This is a genomic window from Chryseobacterium gambrini (genome assembly GCF_027920505.1).
Lineage (GTDB): Bacteria > Bacteroidota > Bacteroidia > Flavobacteriales > Weeksellaceae > Chryseobacterium > Chryseobacterium gambrini.
Genome location: NZ_CP115857.1, coordinates 1,937,717 through 1,952,787 on the forward strand (window position 1 = coordinate 1,937,717; position 15,071 = coordinate 1,952,787).

The following is a 15,071-nucleotide window of genomic DNA, read 5'->3' on the forward strand; positions in this document are numbered from 1 at the left end:
TAAAAAACACATTATTTATTTTCGGAGTTCAAACGCTTTAAAATAACTGATCGTAAATGCTCTTCATTCTTGTCTCCCCAATTTCCCAATGCAGAAATTACAGGAATCAGCGTTTTTCCCAGTTCAGTAAGGCTGTATTCTACTTTGGGCGGTACAACAGGATAAATTTTTCTGATAATTAATTCGTGCTCTTCGAGTTCTTTTAACTGAATATTCAACACCCGTCTTGTTGCATCGGGTATTTTGCGCTGCAGTTCACTGGGACGCAAATAACCTTCATTAATGAACCACAGTAAACGGATTTTCCATTTTCCGTACAATACTTCGCCAATAAGATCCAAACCACAATTCAGATTGGGTAAAACTTTTCTCTCATACATTACACAAAGTTAAACCTATGTTCCAAAATGTACAATAGGGGAAAAATTTATCCCTATATGAATCGTATTTCCGTACTTGTAAGGACTGTACATAAGTCTGAACTTTGTCCTAAAGATTTTAGCAATGAAACAGGATTTTAATTTCAATAACGAATTATCAGGTAAAACAGCCTTGGTAACAGGAGGAACAAAAGGAGCCGGAAAAGCGATTGCAGAACGGCTTTCAAACGCAGGTGCAAAAGTAATTATCACAGCAAGAAACCCACCGGAAATCTCTGATGACAACCACTATTTCATTTCAGCAGATTTAAGTACGGCAACAGGAACCGAAAAAGTGGTGGAAGAAGTTCTAGCAACATTTGGAAGGCTGGATATTCTGGTTAATAATCTGGGGGTTCCGAAACAAAAGTATGGTTTTGCGGTTCTGAACGATGAAGACTGGGAACTGTCTATTCAAACCAATTTATTGGCTCCCGTCCGTTTAGACAGAGGATTTCTACCGAAAATGCTTGAGCAAAAAAGTGGTGTGATTATTCATATTGCTTCCATACAGGGCAGATTGCCGCTTTACGATTCTACTTTGCCTTATGCGGCGGCAAAAGCAGGATTAATTAATTACAGCAAAAGTTTATCCAATGAAGTTGCGGCAAAAGGAGTAAGGGTTCTGACCGTTTCACCGGGCTGGATCATGACAAGTGCTTCCGAAAAAATGATGGATCGTATTGCAGAAAGCTCAAACATTACAAAAGAACAGGCAACACAAAGTGTAATGGACGCATTGGGCGGAATACCTTTTGGCAGACCTGCACAACCCGAAGAAATTGCCGAACTGGTTGGGTTCTTAGTTTCACCAAGAGCAGCCTATCTTACAGGAACTGAATTCGTAATTGATGGCGGAACCATTCCTACTATTTAATATAATCATCATAAAAAATAAAAAAAAATGAATTTACCAAAAGTAATCACCGATTTAGTAAAAGCACAGGACAATTTTGACAGTACAGCTTATACCAACTGCTTTACCGAAGCAGCCGTCGTTTTTGACGAAGGAAAAACATATCACGGGAAAATAGAAATCGAAAACTGGATAGATAAAGCCAACAAAGAATTTCAAGCAACTATGAAACCTTTAGACTATTCAGAAACCAAACAGGAACTGAAAGCCGAAGTCTCGGGCAATTTTCCGGGAAGTCCGATTGTTTTGACTTATCATTACGAGTTTGAGAACGGATTGATTCAATCGCTGAAAATCGTATAAAAGCTACAATAATAAGCTCTTACATGAAACCAAGAAATTGAAAGCGTTTGTTTAAAGATCATCCGTAAGGAATTCAAGAAAAACGATAAAAAAGTCTGTTCTCATACATTCTGAGACGGACTCTTTTTTATTTTCTGTTAACCTATTGAAGAAGTTTTTATGCTAGTTCGCTTCGACCAATAGGGAATTTTTAGCTTTTCTGAAAATACTGTATGATTCCAGTCTTTTCTGATGATCGTAAATGTGGGAATTAATCATCAGTTCATCCACATTGAATTTTTCCTGAAAACTTTTCAGCTTTTCTTCGATTTCACTCTGATTTCCGATAAAAGTATATCTCAGTTTTTGCAACACCATAGATTTTTCCATGGGCGACCAGATGTCGTCCATATCATCAATAAGCGGCGCAAAAGGCTTTCTATCGTTTCGGATAATATTAATAAAAGCCTGAAACAATGTTGTGGACATTTTATGAGCTTCTTCCGAAGTTTCTGCTGCAACTCCGTTTACACAGGCAATGATGTAAGGTTTGTCTAAGTATTTTGACGGTTCAAAATGTTCTCTGTAAATATTGAAAGCCATTTCCATCTGCTCCGGCGCAAAATGCCCCGCAAAAGCATACGGAAGTCCCAATTCTGCTGCCAAAAAAGCACTGTCTGTACTGGAACCTAAAATATACATCGGAATATCCAGTCCCTCTCCCGGAATTGCACGAACCAAGGCATCACGGTTTTCTTCGGAAAAATATTTCTGTAATTCTAAAATCTGTCTTGGAAACTGCTGATTGATCATTGCAGGATTTCTTCCCAAAGCCTGAGCGGTTAAACCATCTGTTCCGGGAGCTCTTCCCAAACCAAGATCAATTCTTCCGGGAAATAGGGATTCAAGGGTTCCGAACTGCTCGGCAATGACTAATGAACTGTGGTTCGGAAGCATAATTCCTCCGGAACCGACTCTTATTTTTTTTGTTCCGTTGGCGATAAAACCAATCAGAACGGAGGTTGCAGAACTGGCAATGCTTTCCATATTGTGGTGCTCGGCAAGCCAGAATCTTTTATAATCTAAATGTTCAGCATGATTGGCTAAAGATAAGCTGTCCTGAAAGGTATCATGAACAGTTTTTCCCTGCTTTACAGGGGCAAGATCCAATACTGATATTTCAAAATTTTTCATATCGGGATATTTTGTTAGACAAAAGCATTTCATAAAACTTTTGTCGGTTTCATTATTTTAAATTTTTACGCAGCAAAGATAAGACTAATAAACTGCATTAGTTACTTTTTGTAATCGATAGGATTAATGGTGAGGTTCAGGGAAAAACTATGAATAACTAAAACTTATTAAATTTTAAATTCTCTATAGCTTTAGGTTTAAAATTATTTATATTTACTAAAAAACTACAATGCCAATTGAAATACCCACAACTAAAACTGCTCCAGTATATTTTCCTTCAGATAATTATAAAATGGTAAGATATTTAGATTTAGTCAAGTTTCTTTCACTAATTCAAACAAATAGACTATACTTTTCTCGACTAGATAAATTTGAAGATAACTATGAAGGAACAGTTCCTGAACTTACAAGCTAAAGATTATAAAGAATGGTATACATATTTTACTAAAAATCATTTATTAGATATTATTAGCACTAGTGTTGAAGAGCATGTAGAACAAACAATATCTGAAGAAAAAGAAGCCAAAGAGAAATATAAAAAATTAGTTTGTGTTTCTTGTTGGAATAAATACAATTCAGAATCATATGCATTGTGGAAAATTTATTCAGATTTATCCAAAGGAGTTATGATAAAAACTAGTATTGAGAGATTAAAAACTGCTTTTCGAGACACTGATGAACAAATACAGTTAAGTGAAATTAAATATCTTGATTATAAAAAAGATAAAATGCAATTAGGAAATATGAATTATCCTATAATTCATAAGAGTATTCATTATGATTACGAAAAAGAAATAAGATTGATTTATAAAGTACCTTTTGAATCTGGACTAGAGTATGATTGGTCAAAAGAAGAAAATCAATTTGGAAAATATTTAGATGTTGATGTTAACACTCTAATTGAAGAAATTATAGTAAGTCCAAAAGCTCCGCAGTGGTTTTTCGATATAATTTCAGATTTACTTCAAAAATACAATCTAAAAAAAGAAATTAAATACTCTGATTTAAAATAAATCTCAAAAGCCATGAAATCAAAAATAAGATATATCGAAAACAAATCTTCCGGTCATCACGGATTCGCATGGATTGGTGTGGTTGAATTTTCAAAATCCGGACAAACGGTATATTTCAATAATAAGGCTCTTAAAAAACTTAAAATTCCCGGCATTTCAGGAAATCATTTTGATATTGAAACGGGCGAAGAATATTGGGTTTCCGGAGTGAAGAAAAATGGACAGGACAGACATCAACTTGGCGGCGGAAAGATTATGATCGACAGGAAATCTGTTCCTGAATATTTAAAACTTGTTGATTTCACCATTTTAGATGAAAACACATTTACGGTAATTGATTTTGTAAAAACTGATAAGCAAAGATTTAATGAAATAGAAAATGAAGAAATATTCTTCAAAGATACAAGTCTTCATGCAAGTTATTATGACAACAATCAACGGAAATTAATTTTAAACAGAGATTATTGAAAATTGCAACCCTCAACATCGATTGGGCAAGAAAAAAGAAATCTTCAGGAACCGCAGAATTTCTCAATCAGTTTGATTTCGATTTCCTTATTCTTACTGAAGCCATTGATCTTGATCTTCAAAATTTCCCGTATAAATATCTCTGTTTGCCAATTCCTGAAAACACTGTTTATGAAAATCTCAATTATTCAGAATATTTAAAAGGAGAAAAAGCTTTCCGGACAGTTTTATACTCTAAAATTCCATATTCGAAAAAATATGATGTGACGGATGATAAAACCAATCTCGCTTTGGAATTTGAAACAGAATTGGGAAAGATCGTATTCTACTGTACCATTATCGGAACTTGGTTTAACCGAAAACCTTTTGTGGATATAGAATTGCAGAATACCATTCGCGATTGCCGAAAAATTGAAGCTGAGAACAAAAATATTTTTATCGTTGGCGATTTTAATACATCCTTCCGAAAAGAAGAAGAACGATTTTCAATCAGTTCCAGCACAACGGAAACTTTAAAAAGTCTATTTAAAGAATTAAACTTAATCAATTCTACCTCAGAAATTGAAGAAAATATTGATCACATTATCATTCCCAAAGGTTTTTCAGACGATACAGAGTACGGAATTTTTGTGGATAAAAATGTGATGAGTGATCATAAAGGTGTTTCTATTTCGGTGAAAAAAATTTAAATTCTCTACTATTTAATATATGCCATTTATGTTATATCTTTATTATTCTAAAAACTAAACGGTGAAAAAGAAAAGTGTAATCTTACTGCTTTTATTCATTATAAGCTGTGAAAAAACAAAATTGTAAAAGAGACAACTGAAAACAAAGATTCACTGACTGCAAACACGAATATTTTTTCAAAGATTGCTGAAGATAAACAGAAAAAATATGAAAGTCAAAAAATAAAAAATTTAAATTCAAAACATTATACAACACTCGATACTGTAGTGATACGTAATGAAAATGATTTTTCATTAAAACTGAGCAGACAAGATTTCAACAAAATAGTCGATAATCACCCTGAATTTTTCGATGAATTAATCCAAAGTCCAGATATTACTTACCGAAATTTCGATTCAGATTTCAGCAGTGAAGCCGGACAAGATCAGTATTATAATCTGTACGCTTATTTTTTGGCACAAAAGAACGGAGTAGAAAAGAATGCCCGACATCGCAAAAAATTAATAAGAATTTACTCTGCTATCAATTCGATATTTGCTTATCTCGCGAATGGCGGAACTTTTTTCGGGCATCAGCAATCCCGCCTTGTTGCAGATGCTGAATATGCTGTCTATCTTCATTCTGAATCAGATAACAGTCAATCCAAAGATGAATATGATATTTCAAAACAAAAGAAGCTTTACATACAGTCTCTGAGACAAATGATCGACGACGAAGTTAAAATTGACAAAGAATCCACAGAGCAGGAAAAAACGGAGCGGATTCAGAAGTTAAATGAATTTGTTAACGAAGCTGACCTCTTAATTACGAATCTATTTTATCTTCGATGTGCACAGCATTTTCAATATCATTACTATTAAATTTTCAAAAAAATTAAACATAAGAAAATCACATATAACGATTAAAAAAAATAATTTAACATGAAAAGTATTTATCTACTTCTTTTATCCTTTCTATTACTAAGCTGTAACTTCAACCAGTTTTACAAAGACCGGGAATCCGACAAAGCCGATGGTGAAAAAGTGCCGCAGAAGTTTTATTGGGAAATCCGATACGGTGGAAATCAGGACGACATTTATAAGCTGTTTGGAGAAAAATTTTTCAGCGTAACGAGTAAAGAAAAACTTATAGAACTTTTAAATGTAACAGGGCAAATAGGTCCGGTTGAGGAATATAATCTTTCTCACTGGGAAACACTGGTTGTAAAAGGCAGCAATCCCAAAAGTGAATATCTTTTCGTTTACGATGTGAAAAGAGGTGCTGAAAAAACACAGGAGACCTTCACTCTGGAAAAAGATGAAAACGGCGATATCAAAATTGTAGGCTATCGTGTAAATCAGGATATGCTGAATAAATAAAAAACGGTCAGTAATTTTATCAATTGCTGACCGTTTTTAGTTCTTCTCAGAAAACTTTTATTTTTCTTCGGTATACCGTTTAAATACCTGTTTTTCTTTACCTTCCATTTTATTCTGAATCACCAAAACATCTTTAGTCAGTTCCTGAATTTCAAATGTTTTTTCTTTTCCCAGTAACGTAATTTTCAGATTTCCTTTGGTTTTTTCAATTTTATAAGGACCGGTCATTCCGCCAATCATTCCGTTGGAAGCCTGATCGATCATTTCAAGACTTGCCGTACTGTCTTTTTTAAAGGTGAATATTCCGGTAGAATTGCTGTTCGCAATGGATTTCTGCGACCATGAACCAATGAGCAGATCGTAATTGAATTTGGAATCGTGATCTGCATTCAGCAAGAATGCAAACAAAAAAGTAAATAGATATTTCATTGTGATGAGGATTTAACACCTAAAAATACAAAAATTCATCAGGAATTTATTCTTCCAAAAAAAAATTATGATAAAAAAACCTAACAGGTTTTAAAAACCTGTTAGGTTTGTGATTTATACATCAGCAATATTTATTGATTCTTCTCCTTCAGATAATTAAAATGATTGATCAGAATCCTGATTTCATTAAATTCAAAATCACTTGGGAGAACATTTTTCCACTCCGTTAAAGTTTCTTTGGGATCTTTGTAGAAAATATCTTCAAAGGCTTTTATTTTATCTGAAGTGACCACTCTTGAAATATCGAGCAATCCCTGTTCGGCAAATTTCGCGAGATGACCGATCACGGTTTCTTTCACCAAACCTCTTTCCAGAGCGATTTCCCCGATGGTTTTTCCCTGCTCAAACAACTGGAACGTGAGAACCTGAGACGGAACTTTTGCGACTTTCATAGTCACTTCCTTGTTGTTGATCTCATCCAGAAGCTTGGTTTCCAGCAAGTGAATTTCCTTTAAACTGTTTAAATATTCTTCAATATCTTCCAGCCATACGCGGAAATCTTCGTTATACTGTTTCAGACCTTTTGTGCCTTTAATTTCAGCATAAAAATCTTTCAGCGGACTGAAAACCTTATCTCTGATTTCAGTAAAAAAGAAGTTCACCGCACCTTTGGTTTTGCTTTCAATTTCAGACCATTCTTCTTTCTGCTCAATGAAATTATTCACCTTTTGGGAAATAACCCTTTCCAGTTTTTCGAATATCTTGCCGAGATTAACGATTTCAGGTTTTAACTGATTATATAATTGCTTCGTTTTAAGATGATCCAGACTTTTCGTTACGATTGAAAGATTATTCCAGTCTTCAATTTCTTTTAAAAGCCATTGAGAATCGACCGCACGAAGTACTTTCCTGATGCTGTAATCGTATTTTTCGTTATTTAAAATCTTATCAACCTGATCATTCGCAACTGTATCGGAATGAAAATGAAGGATTCTGTTGTCTTTAAAGATAACTTCGGGTGTAATTTTAGATTTCAGAACAATCCCTTCCAGAGTACGGCAACGCGATAAAGCAACATACACCTGTCCTGCGGTAAAACTCTTTCCGGCATCGATAATCACGCGGTCAAAGGTTAAACCCTGACTTTTATGAATGGTAACTGCCCAGGCAAGTTTTATCGGGAACTGTTCAAAGCTTCCCAAAACTTCCTCCTTGATGTTCTTATCGGTATCCAGAAAATATTTTTTCTGTTCCCAGACTTCACGCTTTACGGTAATTTCCCTTTCGCTTCCATCCAGAATTACTTTAATTTCGTTTTCGTCCAAAGCAGAAATTTCGCCCAGTTTTCCGTTGAAATATCTTTTTTCTCCTGAAATATCATTTCGGATAAACATGATCTGCGCTCCGATTTTCAGGTCTAAAAACTGTTCGTTCGGGAACTGGTTCTCTTTAAATTCACCAAAAAGTTTCGCTTCGTAGGTTTTGGACGTTACTTTTATTTCGTCGAGCTTTTCCTGATTGATATCATCTGCCATTTTATTGTGCGAACACAGGTAAACATAAGGTTCATCTCCGGAATTAAAATCCGGATCATATCTTTCATTTAGTCTTTCAAAATCTATATTCGCAGTATCTCCGTCTCGGATCGCATTAAGAATGGCAAGAAAATCTTCATCCGACTGACGGTAAACTTTGGTTAACTCTATCGTAATCAACGGAATTTCCTTAATCGCATGGCTATCAAAAAAGAAAGGCGAATTGTAGTACATTTTAAGAATATGCTCATCCCTCACAATAAGCGGAAGCTGATACAAATCCCCGATGAACAACATCTGAACACCTCCAAAACGCTGATTATTTCTACGGATAAACCTCAGAGAAAAATCCATCATATCCAGGACATCGGATCGAAGCATGGAAACCTCATCAATGATAATCACTTCTACTTCACGCAGAAGTTTAAGCTTATCTTTTCTGTATTTGAAATGAGGCATCAGGTCTGCAATATTATTTGCCAGACTGGTATCGATTCTTTCCGTGGTCGGTAAAAACGTTCTCAGCGGCAGTCCAAACATAGAATGAATGGTTACGCCACCTGCATTAATGGCTGCAATTCCTGTAGGAGCAACAACGATGTGTTTTTTTCTGGTACGTTTTACAAAATCGTTGAGGAAAGTCGTCTTTCCTGTTCCTGCTTTTCCCGTTAAAAATACGCTTCGGTTGGTATGTTCTATTAAGTCAAAAAAATGATTGTTCATCGTCGTCAAAATTACGGAAATGAAACTTAAAATCCTTATCTTGGCATAAGTTTTGAAAATTTTGAAACAGAAAAAAGTTATTATGCTAAAACCTCTTTCTTATATTTCTGCTGTCTTATTCAGTGTTTCGGTAGTATTTGTTTCCTGCGGAACCGCAAAAGAAGCAAATGCAAATCTTCCTCAGGATATCGCAGAAAGACCTGCCGATGAAAGCAGCCAGAAATACGATCAGGCACAGCTCGACAGAATTCGGGTTTCCATTGAATCTGAAGTTACGAAAGAAAAATGTACGGATGCAACTGAATGGGCTTTCGCTCCGATGGGTGCAAAATCCTGCGGCGGACCTCAACTGTACATTGCCTATCCTAAAAAAATGGAGAAAAGTATTCTAAGCAGAATTGATGATTATACTGAAAAAGTAAAAGCATTTAACCAGAAATACGGAATTATGTCGGACTGCATGATGGTAAATCCTCCAACGGCAATTAAATGTATAAAAGGCAAAGCCGAACTGATTTATTAAAAAACTATTATAAAATTCTATCAGGAATTTCACTAAGGACAAAAAAGCATTACTGGATTTTCAGCAATGCTTTTTATTTTTATGAATTTAAATTTACTGTGAAAAATTTACTTGCGAAGCAAAATTCACCATTCACCATCAAATTAAAGTTTATCCTTCAACGTTTTTCACGTTTTCTTTATACCATGAAGAATATTTCACGTAATTATCTGCAATTCTGTTCACTTCTCCTTCCAGAAGCTGCGAATTGATATCTTTAATTTTTCTTGCCGGAACACCGCCCCAAACTTCTCCTGATTTCACATGGGTTCCCTGCGTTACCACAGAACCGGCACCGATAATCGAGTTTTCTTCCACAAGACAGTCGTCCATTACAATTGCTCCCATTCCGATAAGCACATTGTCTTTAATGGTACATCCGTGAACAATAGCATTATGACCGATAGATACGTTATTTCCGATATTCAAAGGATGTTTCTGGTACGTACAGTGTAACATTGCATTGTCCTGAACATTTACTTTATTCCCCATTTTGATGTAATGAACATCTCCTCTAATCACCGCGTTATACCAAATGCTGCAGTCTTTTCCCATGGTAACATCACCAATGATTGTTGCTGTTTCTGCTAAAAATGTATTTTCTCCTATTTGTGGGGCTTTCCCTAAAAGTTCTTTTATAAGTGCCATATTTTTTATTTTGAAAATTTTATAATGCGCCAAGTTGAAAATGATCGATTGAAATCATAGATTGTAAATTACAGTGATAGCAAAAATCTAACTCCCAACTTCCGGCTTCTTATTTCTAATTGCGTATTTTTGTATCTCAAATTTAAAGAAAAAATGCGTACGATACTTATAGAGCCAACCGAAAACCCGAAAGTGATGAAATTTGTAGCAGATTACAACCTCATTCCGGGATCTTTGGAGTTGGACAGAGATTCAGATATTTCAGAAATTCCGATTGCTCAGGAGCTTTTCAATTATCCGTTTGTGGAAAGAATTTTCATCACGGCAAATTTTGTAGCAGTTGCAAAACAGGATACGGTAGAATGGGAACACGTGGCAGAAAGCCTTAAAAATGTAATTGAGGACGAATTGCTTGCAAACCCTAGAATTTATCTTCAGAAGAAAAAAGAAATGTACCAGATCTATGCGGAAATGACTCCGAACCCGAATGTAATGAAATTTGTTTCGAACAAATTACTGCTTGAAGGTTTTGTGGAAGTAAAATCAAGAGATGAAGCAGAAGGCGTTCCTTTAGCTCAGGCAATTTTCAATGAATTTGATTTTGCGAAGGAAGTCTTTATATCCGATAATTTTGTGGCAGTTACGAGAGATAATTCTGTAGAATGGCATCAGGTAATGATGACGGTTCGTGCATTAATTGCAGAATACCTGCAAAACGGAGGCGAAATTTCAAATATTGAAGCCCAGAAGCATGAAAATCCGGTTGAAAAAATCATCAACAGAGAATATACAGACGACGAACAGAAAATTTCAGACATTTTAAATGAATACGTGGCTCCTGCAGTAGAAAACGACGGCGGAAAAATTTCTTTAATGGAATATGACAAAGAAAACAAAACCGCAAAAATGCTTTTACAGGGTGCCTGTTCAGGATGTCCAAGCTCAACAGCTACGCTAAAAGGCGGAATTGAAAATATTTTAAAACAGTTTGTTCCGGATTTAGTAGAAAAAGTGGAAGCTGTAAACGGATAAAAAACATAAGCAATCAGTAATATTTTAATTATTCGTTACCCATTGCTCATTATTTATATTTTATGAAAGGAATTTTATTAGTAAATCTTGGTTCGCCGAAATCTACGGCAGTAAATGATGTAAGAGAATATCTGGATGAATTCCTGATGGATGAAAAAGTGATCGATTACCGCTGGTTTTTCCGTGCGCTTCTGGTACAGGGAATTATCCTGAACACAAGACCTAAAAAATCTGCGGAAGCATATAAAACGGTTTGGACGGACGAAGGTTCGCCGCTTATCGTGATCACAGAAAAAATTCAGAAGAAACTTCAGAAAGTGGTGGATGTTCCTGTGGAAATCGGGATGAGATATGCACAGCCGAGTATTGAAGCAGGAATTCAGAAGCTGGTAGATCAGGGAGTTTCCGAGATTGTACTTTTCCCGCTGTATCCTCAGTATGCGATGAGCACGACAGAAACGGTGGTGGAAAAAGCAGAAGACGTAAGAAAACAGAAGTTTCCGAAGGTAAAGATCAATTATATCCAGCCTTTTTACGATCGCGATATTTACATCAACTGTTTAGCGGAAAGCATCAGAGAAAAACTTCCTGAAAATTTCGACGCTTTGCAGTTTTCTTATCATGGTGTTCCGGAAAGACATATTTATAAAACCGATCCTACGAAAACATGTAATCTGAACGACTGCTGTTCCAGAGAAAGCAATCCGAGTCATACGTTTTGCTACCGTCACCAATGTTTTAAAACAACCAATCTGGTAATTGAAAAACTGAATCTTCCGAAGGAAAAAACCATTGTTTCTTTCCAGTCGAGATTAGGAAAAGACAAATGGATCGAACCTTATACCGATGAAACGCTTGAAACCATTCCTAAAAAAGGGGTAAAAAACCTAGCCATTGTCTGTCCGGCTTTCGTTTCAGATTGTCTGGAAACACTGGAAGAAATTTCCGTAGAAGGAAAAGAGCAGTTTTTACACGGCGGTGGAGAAGGTTTCCATTACATTCCGTGTCTTAATGATGAAGACCGATGGATTGAAGTGGTAAAAACACTTTGCGAGGAAAAACTTCATGAGTTTTATCTGGTATAGTCCCTTTTAAATCTCAAGAACAATAAAGAAGACCACAGAAAAATTTCTGTGGTCTTGCTTTTAAAAATATTATGGTATACTATTATTTTTTAATTAAGTTCCCTGCTTTTTGTCCGTTTACGGTTACTACATAAATACCCGGAAGCATATTACCCGGAAGCTGAATTTCCACTCTGTTTGCTCCGTCTGTTAATTTCACTTTCTCGGAAATTTCTCTTTTGCCTGTTAAGCTCATCAGTTCTACCACTCCGCTTCCTTCTTTACCTTCAAATGAAACGGTAAATTTATCTGTTGCCGGATTTGGACTGATGGTGTATAACAATGCATCTGAAACCGCTGTTTTTCCTGCTGCAGAAGTTCCGCCTCCTACACCTACGGCATTCCATGCATTGGTAACCTGAGTAACTTCAGCACTTCCTGCACCGTATAAGTCTGCAGCAGCCTGAAGAGAATATGTTCTTGCATTCAGGAAAGTAGATGAAGAAGATAAATAGGTAGTCAGTGTTCTGTAAGCAATCGCTGCTGCTTTATCCAGACCGATTGCTGTAACGTTGTAAGCAAATCCTTTATCATTAGTTCCGCTTCCTCCGGTTACCAATAAATAATACCAGAAATTAAGAACTCCCGAATTGGTATGAACCCCACAATAGTCATTGGTTTGAGAAGGAGTTACACAACCTGTTGTCGTGGTTGCTTTCCAGTATGTTCCAAGATAGGTATCCGGCTGTCCGTAAGCATTCGGGTTTGCCATATCTCTGATCACGTAGCTGAAATCTTCTCCTAATTTCCAACTATTTTGTGTAGGTCTTGCCCAACGTTCTATTGAATTTCCAAAGATATCGGAGAAACCTTCATTTAATGCTCCGGATTCTCTCTGGTAAGCAAGGTTTGCTGTTTTGGAAGTCATTCCGTGAGCAATCTCATGTCCGCAAACGTCTAACGCTGTAAGAGGTTTTCCTCCATTGGTAGATGAACTTCCATCACCATAGGTCATTCTGCTTCCGTCCCAGAAGGCATTAAAATAATTGGTAGAGTAATGTACATAAGATTTTATTGCAAAATGATTGTTATCAATACTCTTTCTTCCGAATTTAGTATACAGATAATCCAGCGTCATTTCCGCTCCCCAATGTGCATCAGTTGCATATTGATCTTTGTTGGTATTAACGTTATTCCATGTGTTATCCGCATCTGTAAAATCTACCGCTGAAGCATAGCTGGTTCCCTTTTTCAGGTTGAAAGTCTGTACAGCAGTTCCGCCGTTTCTTCCGGTTTCTCTTAATCGGTAGCTTCCGTTGTAAGAATCTGTTACGATGCTTCTGGTTCCGCTGTACCCTGTAACGGCCGTTCCCGGAGCATTTACATCATGGATGATAGCATCAACCCCCAATACTTTTCCGTCTTTTGCATCTACGAAAACATATTGTCTGCTTAAAGGCTTCTCTGCATAGATATCAAATTTGTAGGCTAATTTTAAGTCGTTCATTTTTTCATCTGACGGATCCGAGTAATAAACTACTTCACCTTTAGGAGCAAAAGAAGCATTGGCATCATTAGATTCTTTTTTAATGAATTCTTCTTCTTCTTTATTCTGCCATTTGTAAGATTCAGCCCCTACAAATGCCATTGCATTCTGTAAAGCGATGTTTTCTGAAATTTTTGCGCTTTTCTCTAAATTTTTCGGAGTTTTAACGATCCATTTTCCGGACTCTCCTACAATCTTGCCGTCTTTTGTCTGTACAGCCATCATTCCGTATTCTACAGGAATACCATCAATGGTCTGCTGGAATCTGTGTGTTTCAAATCCCAACTGATCTTTTTCAAATCCCAACTTACGACCTTGAGCCTGAGAAAGTCTCTGCGAAGCTTCATCAAACAAAACGGGACTGCCCTGAAAAGCAGGTCTGTCTTTTTCGAATCTCATAAAATCTGCATGCAATCCGTCTTTCGCCGGAATTAATTTTGAAGGAACATTTTGCCCGAAAACAAAAGAGCATACAGCAACACTTGACACTAGGATAAATTTCATTTTCATAATAAATATTTAATGGTTTTAAATTTAATTAACATAAACTCTACACCAAATTAACGAAATAAATATTAATTATTCAATAGAAAATATATATCACAGAAAAAATCATAATTACGATTTTATAACAATTAACATTATTAATGTAAAATTTTATCTCAAAACAGATTTTATGTTAAAATATTTAATATAAATCATGTATTCTTGAATTAAAATTTTTCACTATGTAGTGCATTATAATTCAAAATTGTTTGAATTATACAAAAAAACTTCACTATTCTACAAAAACAAATAATCGATAAAATAAACAAATACCCCTATAAAAAAATTAAAAATGATAAAAAAATAGTAAATAAATAAAACACACCCCCTAAAAATTAAATAAATTTTTAAAATAAAATAATTTTTCATTACCTTTACCCTATCAAATAAAAAGTTCAATCTCTTAAATAAAGAAATGATGAATGCAACTGTAGAAATTCTAAAAAGTAAAATTGAGAACTTAAATTCTGAAATGCTGGAAGCTTTTGCACAAATGATAGAAAATTTTGAGACAGAAAGAACAGCAGAAATACCACAATTCTACATGGATGAAATTCTATACAGAATTCAGTTTCATAAGGAAAACCCCAAAACCAAACTGGATTTCTATGAAAACATTTCTGAGCTGAAAAAGTTTTGTGCTTAA

17 protein-coding genes are annotated in these 15,071 nt (G+C 35.5%); 11 read left to right on the forward strand and 6 right to left on the reverse strand.

Going from position 1 to position 15,071, the window contains the following annotated elements:
* Positions 1-11: 11 nt before the first annotated feature.
* Positions 12-380: a winged helix-turn-helix transcriptional regulator gene (locus PFY09_RS08725; RefSeq protein ID WP_271162148.1), complete on the reverse strand. Its 369-nt coding sequence runs from the start codon at positions 378-380 to the stop codon at positions 12-14.
* A gap of 124 nt (positions 381-504) precedes the next feature.
* Between PFY09_RS08725 and PFY09_RS08730 the strand changes: the two genes are divergently transcribed.
* Entirely contained in the window at positions 505-1,296 is a 792-nt protein-coding gene (locus tag PFY09_RS08730) for an SDR family oxidoreductase (protein ID WP_271162149.1), read from the forward strand.
* 27 nt (positions 1,297-1,323) lie between these two features.
* A complete protein-coding gene (locus PFY09_RS08735; protein ID WP_108409002.1) occupies positions 1,324-1,638 on the forward strand; it encodes a hypothetical protein in 315 nt (104 codons plus the stop codon).
* A gap of 162 nt (positions 1,639-1,800) precedes the next feature.
* On the opposite strand, the gene PFY09_RS08740 is transcribed toward PFY09_RS08735, so the two are convergent.
* A complete protein-coding gene (locus PFY09_RS08740; RefSeq protein ID WP_271162150.1) occupies positions 1,801-2,811 on the reverse strand; it encodes an LLM class flavin-dependent oxidoreductase in 1,011 nt (336 codons plus the stop codon).
* Positions 2,812-3,194: 383 nt separating this feature from the next.
* Between PFY09_RS08740 and PFY09_RS08745 the strand changes: the two genes are divergently transcribed.
* From PFY09_RS08745 to PFY09_RS08765, 5 genes are all read left to right on the forward strand, one after another.
* Entirely contained in the window at positions 3,195-3,824 is a 630-nt protein-coding gene (locus PFY09_RS08745) for a DUF2971 domain-containing protein (RefSeq protein WP_271162151.1), read from the forward strand.
* Positions 3,825-3,836: 12 nt separating this feature from the next.
* Positions 3,837-4,292 carry a hypothetical protein gene (locus PFY09_RS08750; RefSeq protein WP_271162152.1) on the forward strand — a complete coding sequence of 152 codons (456 nt, stop codon included), beginning with the start codon at positions 3,837-3,839 and terminating at the stop codon, positions 4,290-4,292.
* Positions 4,289-4,981 carry an endonuclease/exonuclease/phosphatase family protein gene (locus PFY09_RS08755; protein ID WP_271162153.1) on the forward strand — a complete coding sequence of 231 codons (693 nt, stop codon included), beginning with the start codon at positions 4,289-4,291 and terminating at the stop codon, positions 4,979-4,981. The genes PFY09_RS08750 and PFY09_RS08755 overlap by 4 nt, the downstream gene beginning before the upstream one ends.
* Before the next feature lie 267 nt (positions 4,982-5,248).
* Positions 5,249-5,842 carry a hypothetical protein gene (locus PFY09_RS08760; RefSeq protein WP_271162154.1) on the forward strand — a complete coding sequence of 198 codons (594 nt, stop codon included), beginning with the start codon at positions 5,249-5,251 and terminating at the stop codon, positions 5,840-5,842.
* Between the two features lie 60 nt (positions 5,843-5,902).
* Positions 5,903-6,340 (forward strand): hypothetical protein, encoded by a 438-nt coding sequence (locus tag PFY09_RS08765; RefSeq protein WP_271162155.1) that lies wholly within the window; start codon positions 5,903-5,905, stop codon positions 6,338-6,340.
* Between the two features lie 57 nt (positions 6,341-6,397).
* Here the strand turns inward: PFY09_RS08765 and PFY09_RS08770 are convergent, their stop codons facing one another.
* Entirely contained in the window at positions 6,398-6,769 is a 372-nt protein-coding gene (locus tag PFY09_RS08770) for a hypothetical protein (RefSeq protein ID WP_271162156.1), read from the reverse strand.
* Between the two features lie 131 nt (positions 6,770-6,900).
* A complete protein-coding gene (locus tag PFY09_RS08775; RefSeq protein ID WP_271162157.1) occupies positions 6,901-9,027 on the reverse strand; it encodes a helix-turn-helix domain-containing protein in 2,127 nt (708 codons plus the stop codon).
* 82 nt (positions 9,028-9,109) lie between these two features.
* Here PFY09_RS08775 and PFY09_RS08780 point away from each other — a divergent pair, with 82 nt between their 5' ends.
* Positions 9,110-9,550 carry a hypothetical protein gene (locus PFY09_RS08780; RefSeq protein WP_076390904.1) on the forward strand — a complete coding sequence of 147 codons (441 nt, stop codon included), beginning with the start codon at positions 9,110-9,112 and terminating at the stop codon, positions 9,548-9,550.
* Between the two features lie 150 nt (positions 9,551-9,700).
* On the opposite strand, the gene PFY09_RS08785 is transcribed toward PFY09_RS08780, so the two are convergent.
* On the reverse strand, positions 9,701-10,237 hold the full coding sequence (locus tag PFY09_RS08785) for a gamma carbonic anhydrase family protein (protein WP_076391009.1): 537 nt from the start codon (positions 10,235-10,237) through the stop codon (positions 9,701-9,703).
* Positions 10,238-10,390: 153 nt separating this feature from the next.
* Between PFY09_RS08785 and PFY09_RS08790 the strand changes: the two genes are divergently transcribed.
* Both PFY09_RS08790 and hemH read left to right on the forward strand, forming a co-directional pair.
* Complete coding sequence (locus PFY09_RS08790; protein WP_108411520.1) at positions 10,391-11,269, forward strand: NifU family protein; 879 nt, start codon at positions 10,391-10,393, stop codon at positions 11,267-11,269.
* 62 nt (positions 11,270-11,331) lie between these two features.
* The gene (gene hemH / locus PFY09_RS08795; RefSeq protein WP_271162158.1) at positions 11,332-12,354 is read left to right on the forward strand and encodes a ferrochelatase; all 1,023 of its coding nucleotides are present in this window, start codon (positions 11,332-11,334) and stop codon (positions 12,352-12,354) included.
* Between the two features lie 82 nt (positions 12,355-12,436).
* On the opposite strand, the gene PFY09_RS08800 is transcribed toward hemH, so the two are convergent.
* Complete coding sequence (locus PFY09_RS08800; protein ID WP_175608792.1) at positions 12,437-14,383, reverse strand: M4 family metallopeptidase; 1,947 nt, start codon at positions 14,381-14,383, stop codon at positions 12,437-12,439.
* A 460-nt stretch (positions 14,384-14,843) separates the two neighbouring features.
* Here PFY09_RS08800 and PFY09_RS08805 point away from each other — a divergent pair, with 460 nt between their 5' ends.
* On the forward strand, positions 14,844-15,071 hold the full coding sequence (locus tag PFY09_RS08805; RefSeq protein ID WP_271162159.1) for a hypothetical protein: 228 nt from the start codon (positions 14,844-14,846) through the stop codon (positions 15,069-15,071).

What these genes read in the sequence shown, in the direction of transcription:
- PFY09_RS08805 (WP_271162159.1), top strand. Translation starts at nt 14,844, where the DNA reads ATGAATGCAACTGTAGAAATTCTAAAAAGTAAAATTGAGAACTTAAAT.
- PFY09_RS08735 (WP_108409002.1), top strand. Translation starts at nt 1,324, where the DNA reads ATGAATTTACCAAAAGTAATCACCGATTTAGTAAAAGCACAGGACAAT.
- PFY09_RS08780 (WP_076390904.1), top strand. Translation starts at nt 9,110, where the DNA reads ATGCTAAAACCTCTTTCTTATATTTCTGCTGTCTTATTCAGTGTTTCG.
- PFY09_RS08770 (WP_271162156.1), bottom strand. Translation starts at nt 6,769, where the DNA reads ATGAAATATCTATTTACTTTTTTGTTTGCATTCTTGCTGAATGCAGAT.
- hemH (WP_271162158.1), top strand. Translation starts at nt 11,332, where the DNA reads ATGAAAGGAATTTTATTAGTAAATCTTGGTTCGCCGAAATCTACGGCA.
- PFY09_RS08790 (WP_108411520.1), top strand. Translation starts at nt 10,391, where the DNA reads ATGCGTACGATACTTATAGAGCCAACCGAAAACCCGAAAGTGATGAAA.
- PFY09_RS08800 (WP_175608792.1), bottom strand. Translation starts at nt 14,383, where the DNA reads ATGAAATTTATCCTAGTGTCAAGTGTTGCTGTATGCTCTTTTGTTTTC.
- PFY09_RS08740 (WP_271162150.1), bottom strand. Translation starts at nt 2,811, where the DNA reads ATGAAAAATTTTGAAATATCAGTATTGGATCTTGCCCCTGTAAAGCAG.
- PFY09_RS08765 (WP_271162155.1), top strand. Translation starts at nt 5,903, where the DNA reads ATGAAAAGTATTTATCTACTTCTTTTATCCTTTCTATTACTAAGCTGT.
- PFY09_RS08785 (WP_076391009.1), bottom strand. Translation starts at nt 10,237, where the DNA reads ATGGCACTTATAAAAGAACTTTTAGGGAAAGCCCCACAAATAGGAGAA.
- PFY09_RS08725 (WP_271162148.1), bottom strand. Translation starts at nt 380, where the DNA reads ATGTATGAGAGAAAAGTTTTACCCAATCTGAATTGTGGTTTGGATCTT.
- PFY09_RS08750 (WP_271162152.1), top strand. Translation starts at nt 3,837, where the DNA reads ATGAAATCAAAAATAAGATATATCGAAAACAAATCTTCCGGTCATCAC.
- PFY09_RS08730 (WP_271162149.1), top strand. Translation starts at nt 505, where the DNA reads ATGAAACAGGATTTTAATTTCAATAACGAATTATCAGGTAAAACAGCC.
- PFY09_RS08775 (WP_271162157.1), bottom strand. Translation starts at nt 9,027, where the DNA reads ATGAACAATCATTTTTTTGACTTAATAGAACATACCAACCGAAGCGTA.
- PFY09_RS08745 (WP_271162151.1), top strand. Translation starts at nt 3,195, where the DNA reads ATGAAGGAACAGTTCCTGAACTTACAAGCTAAAGATTATAAAGAATGG.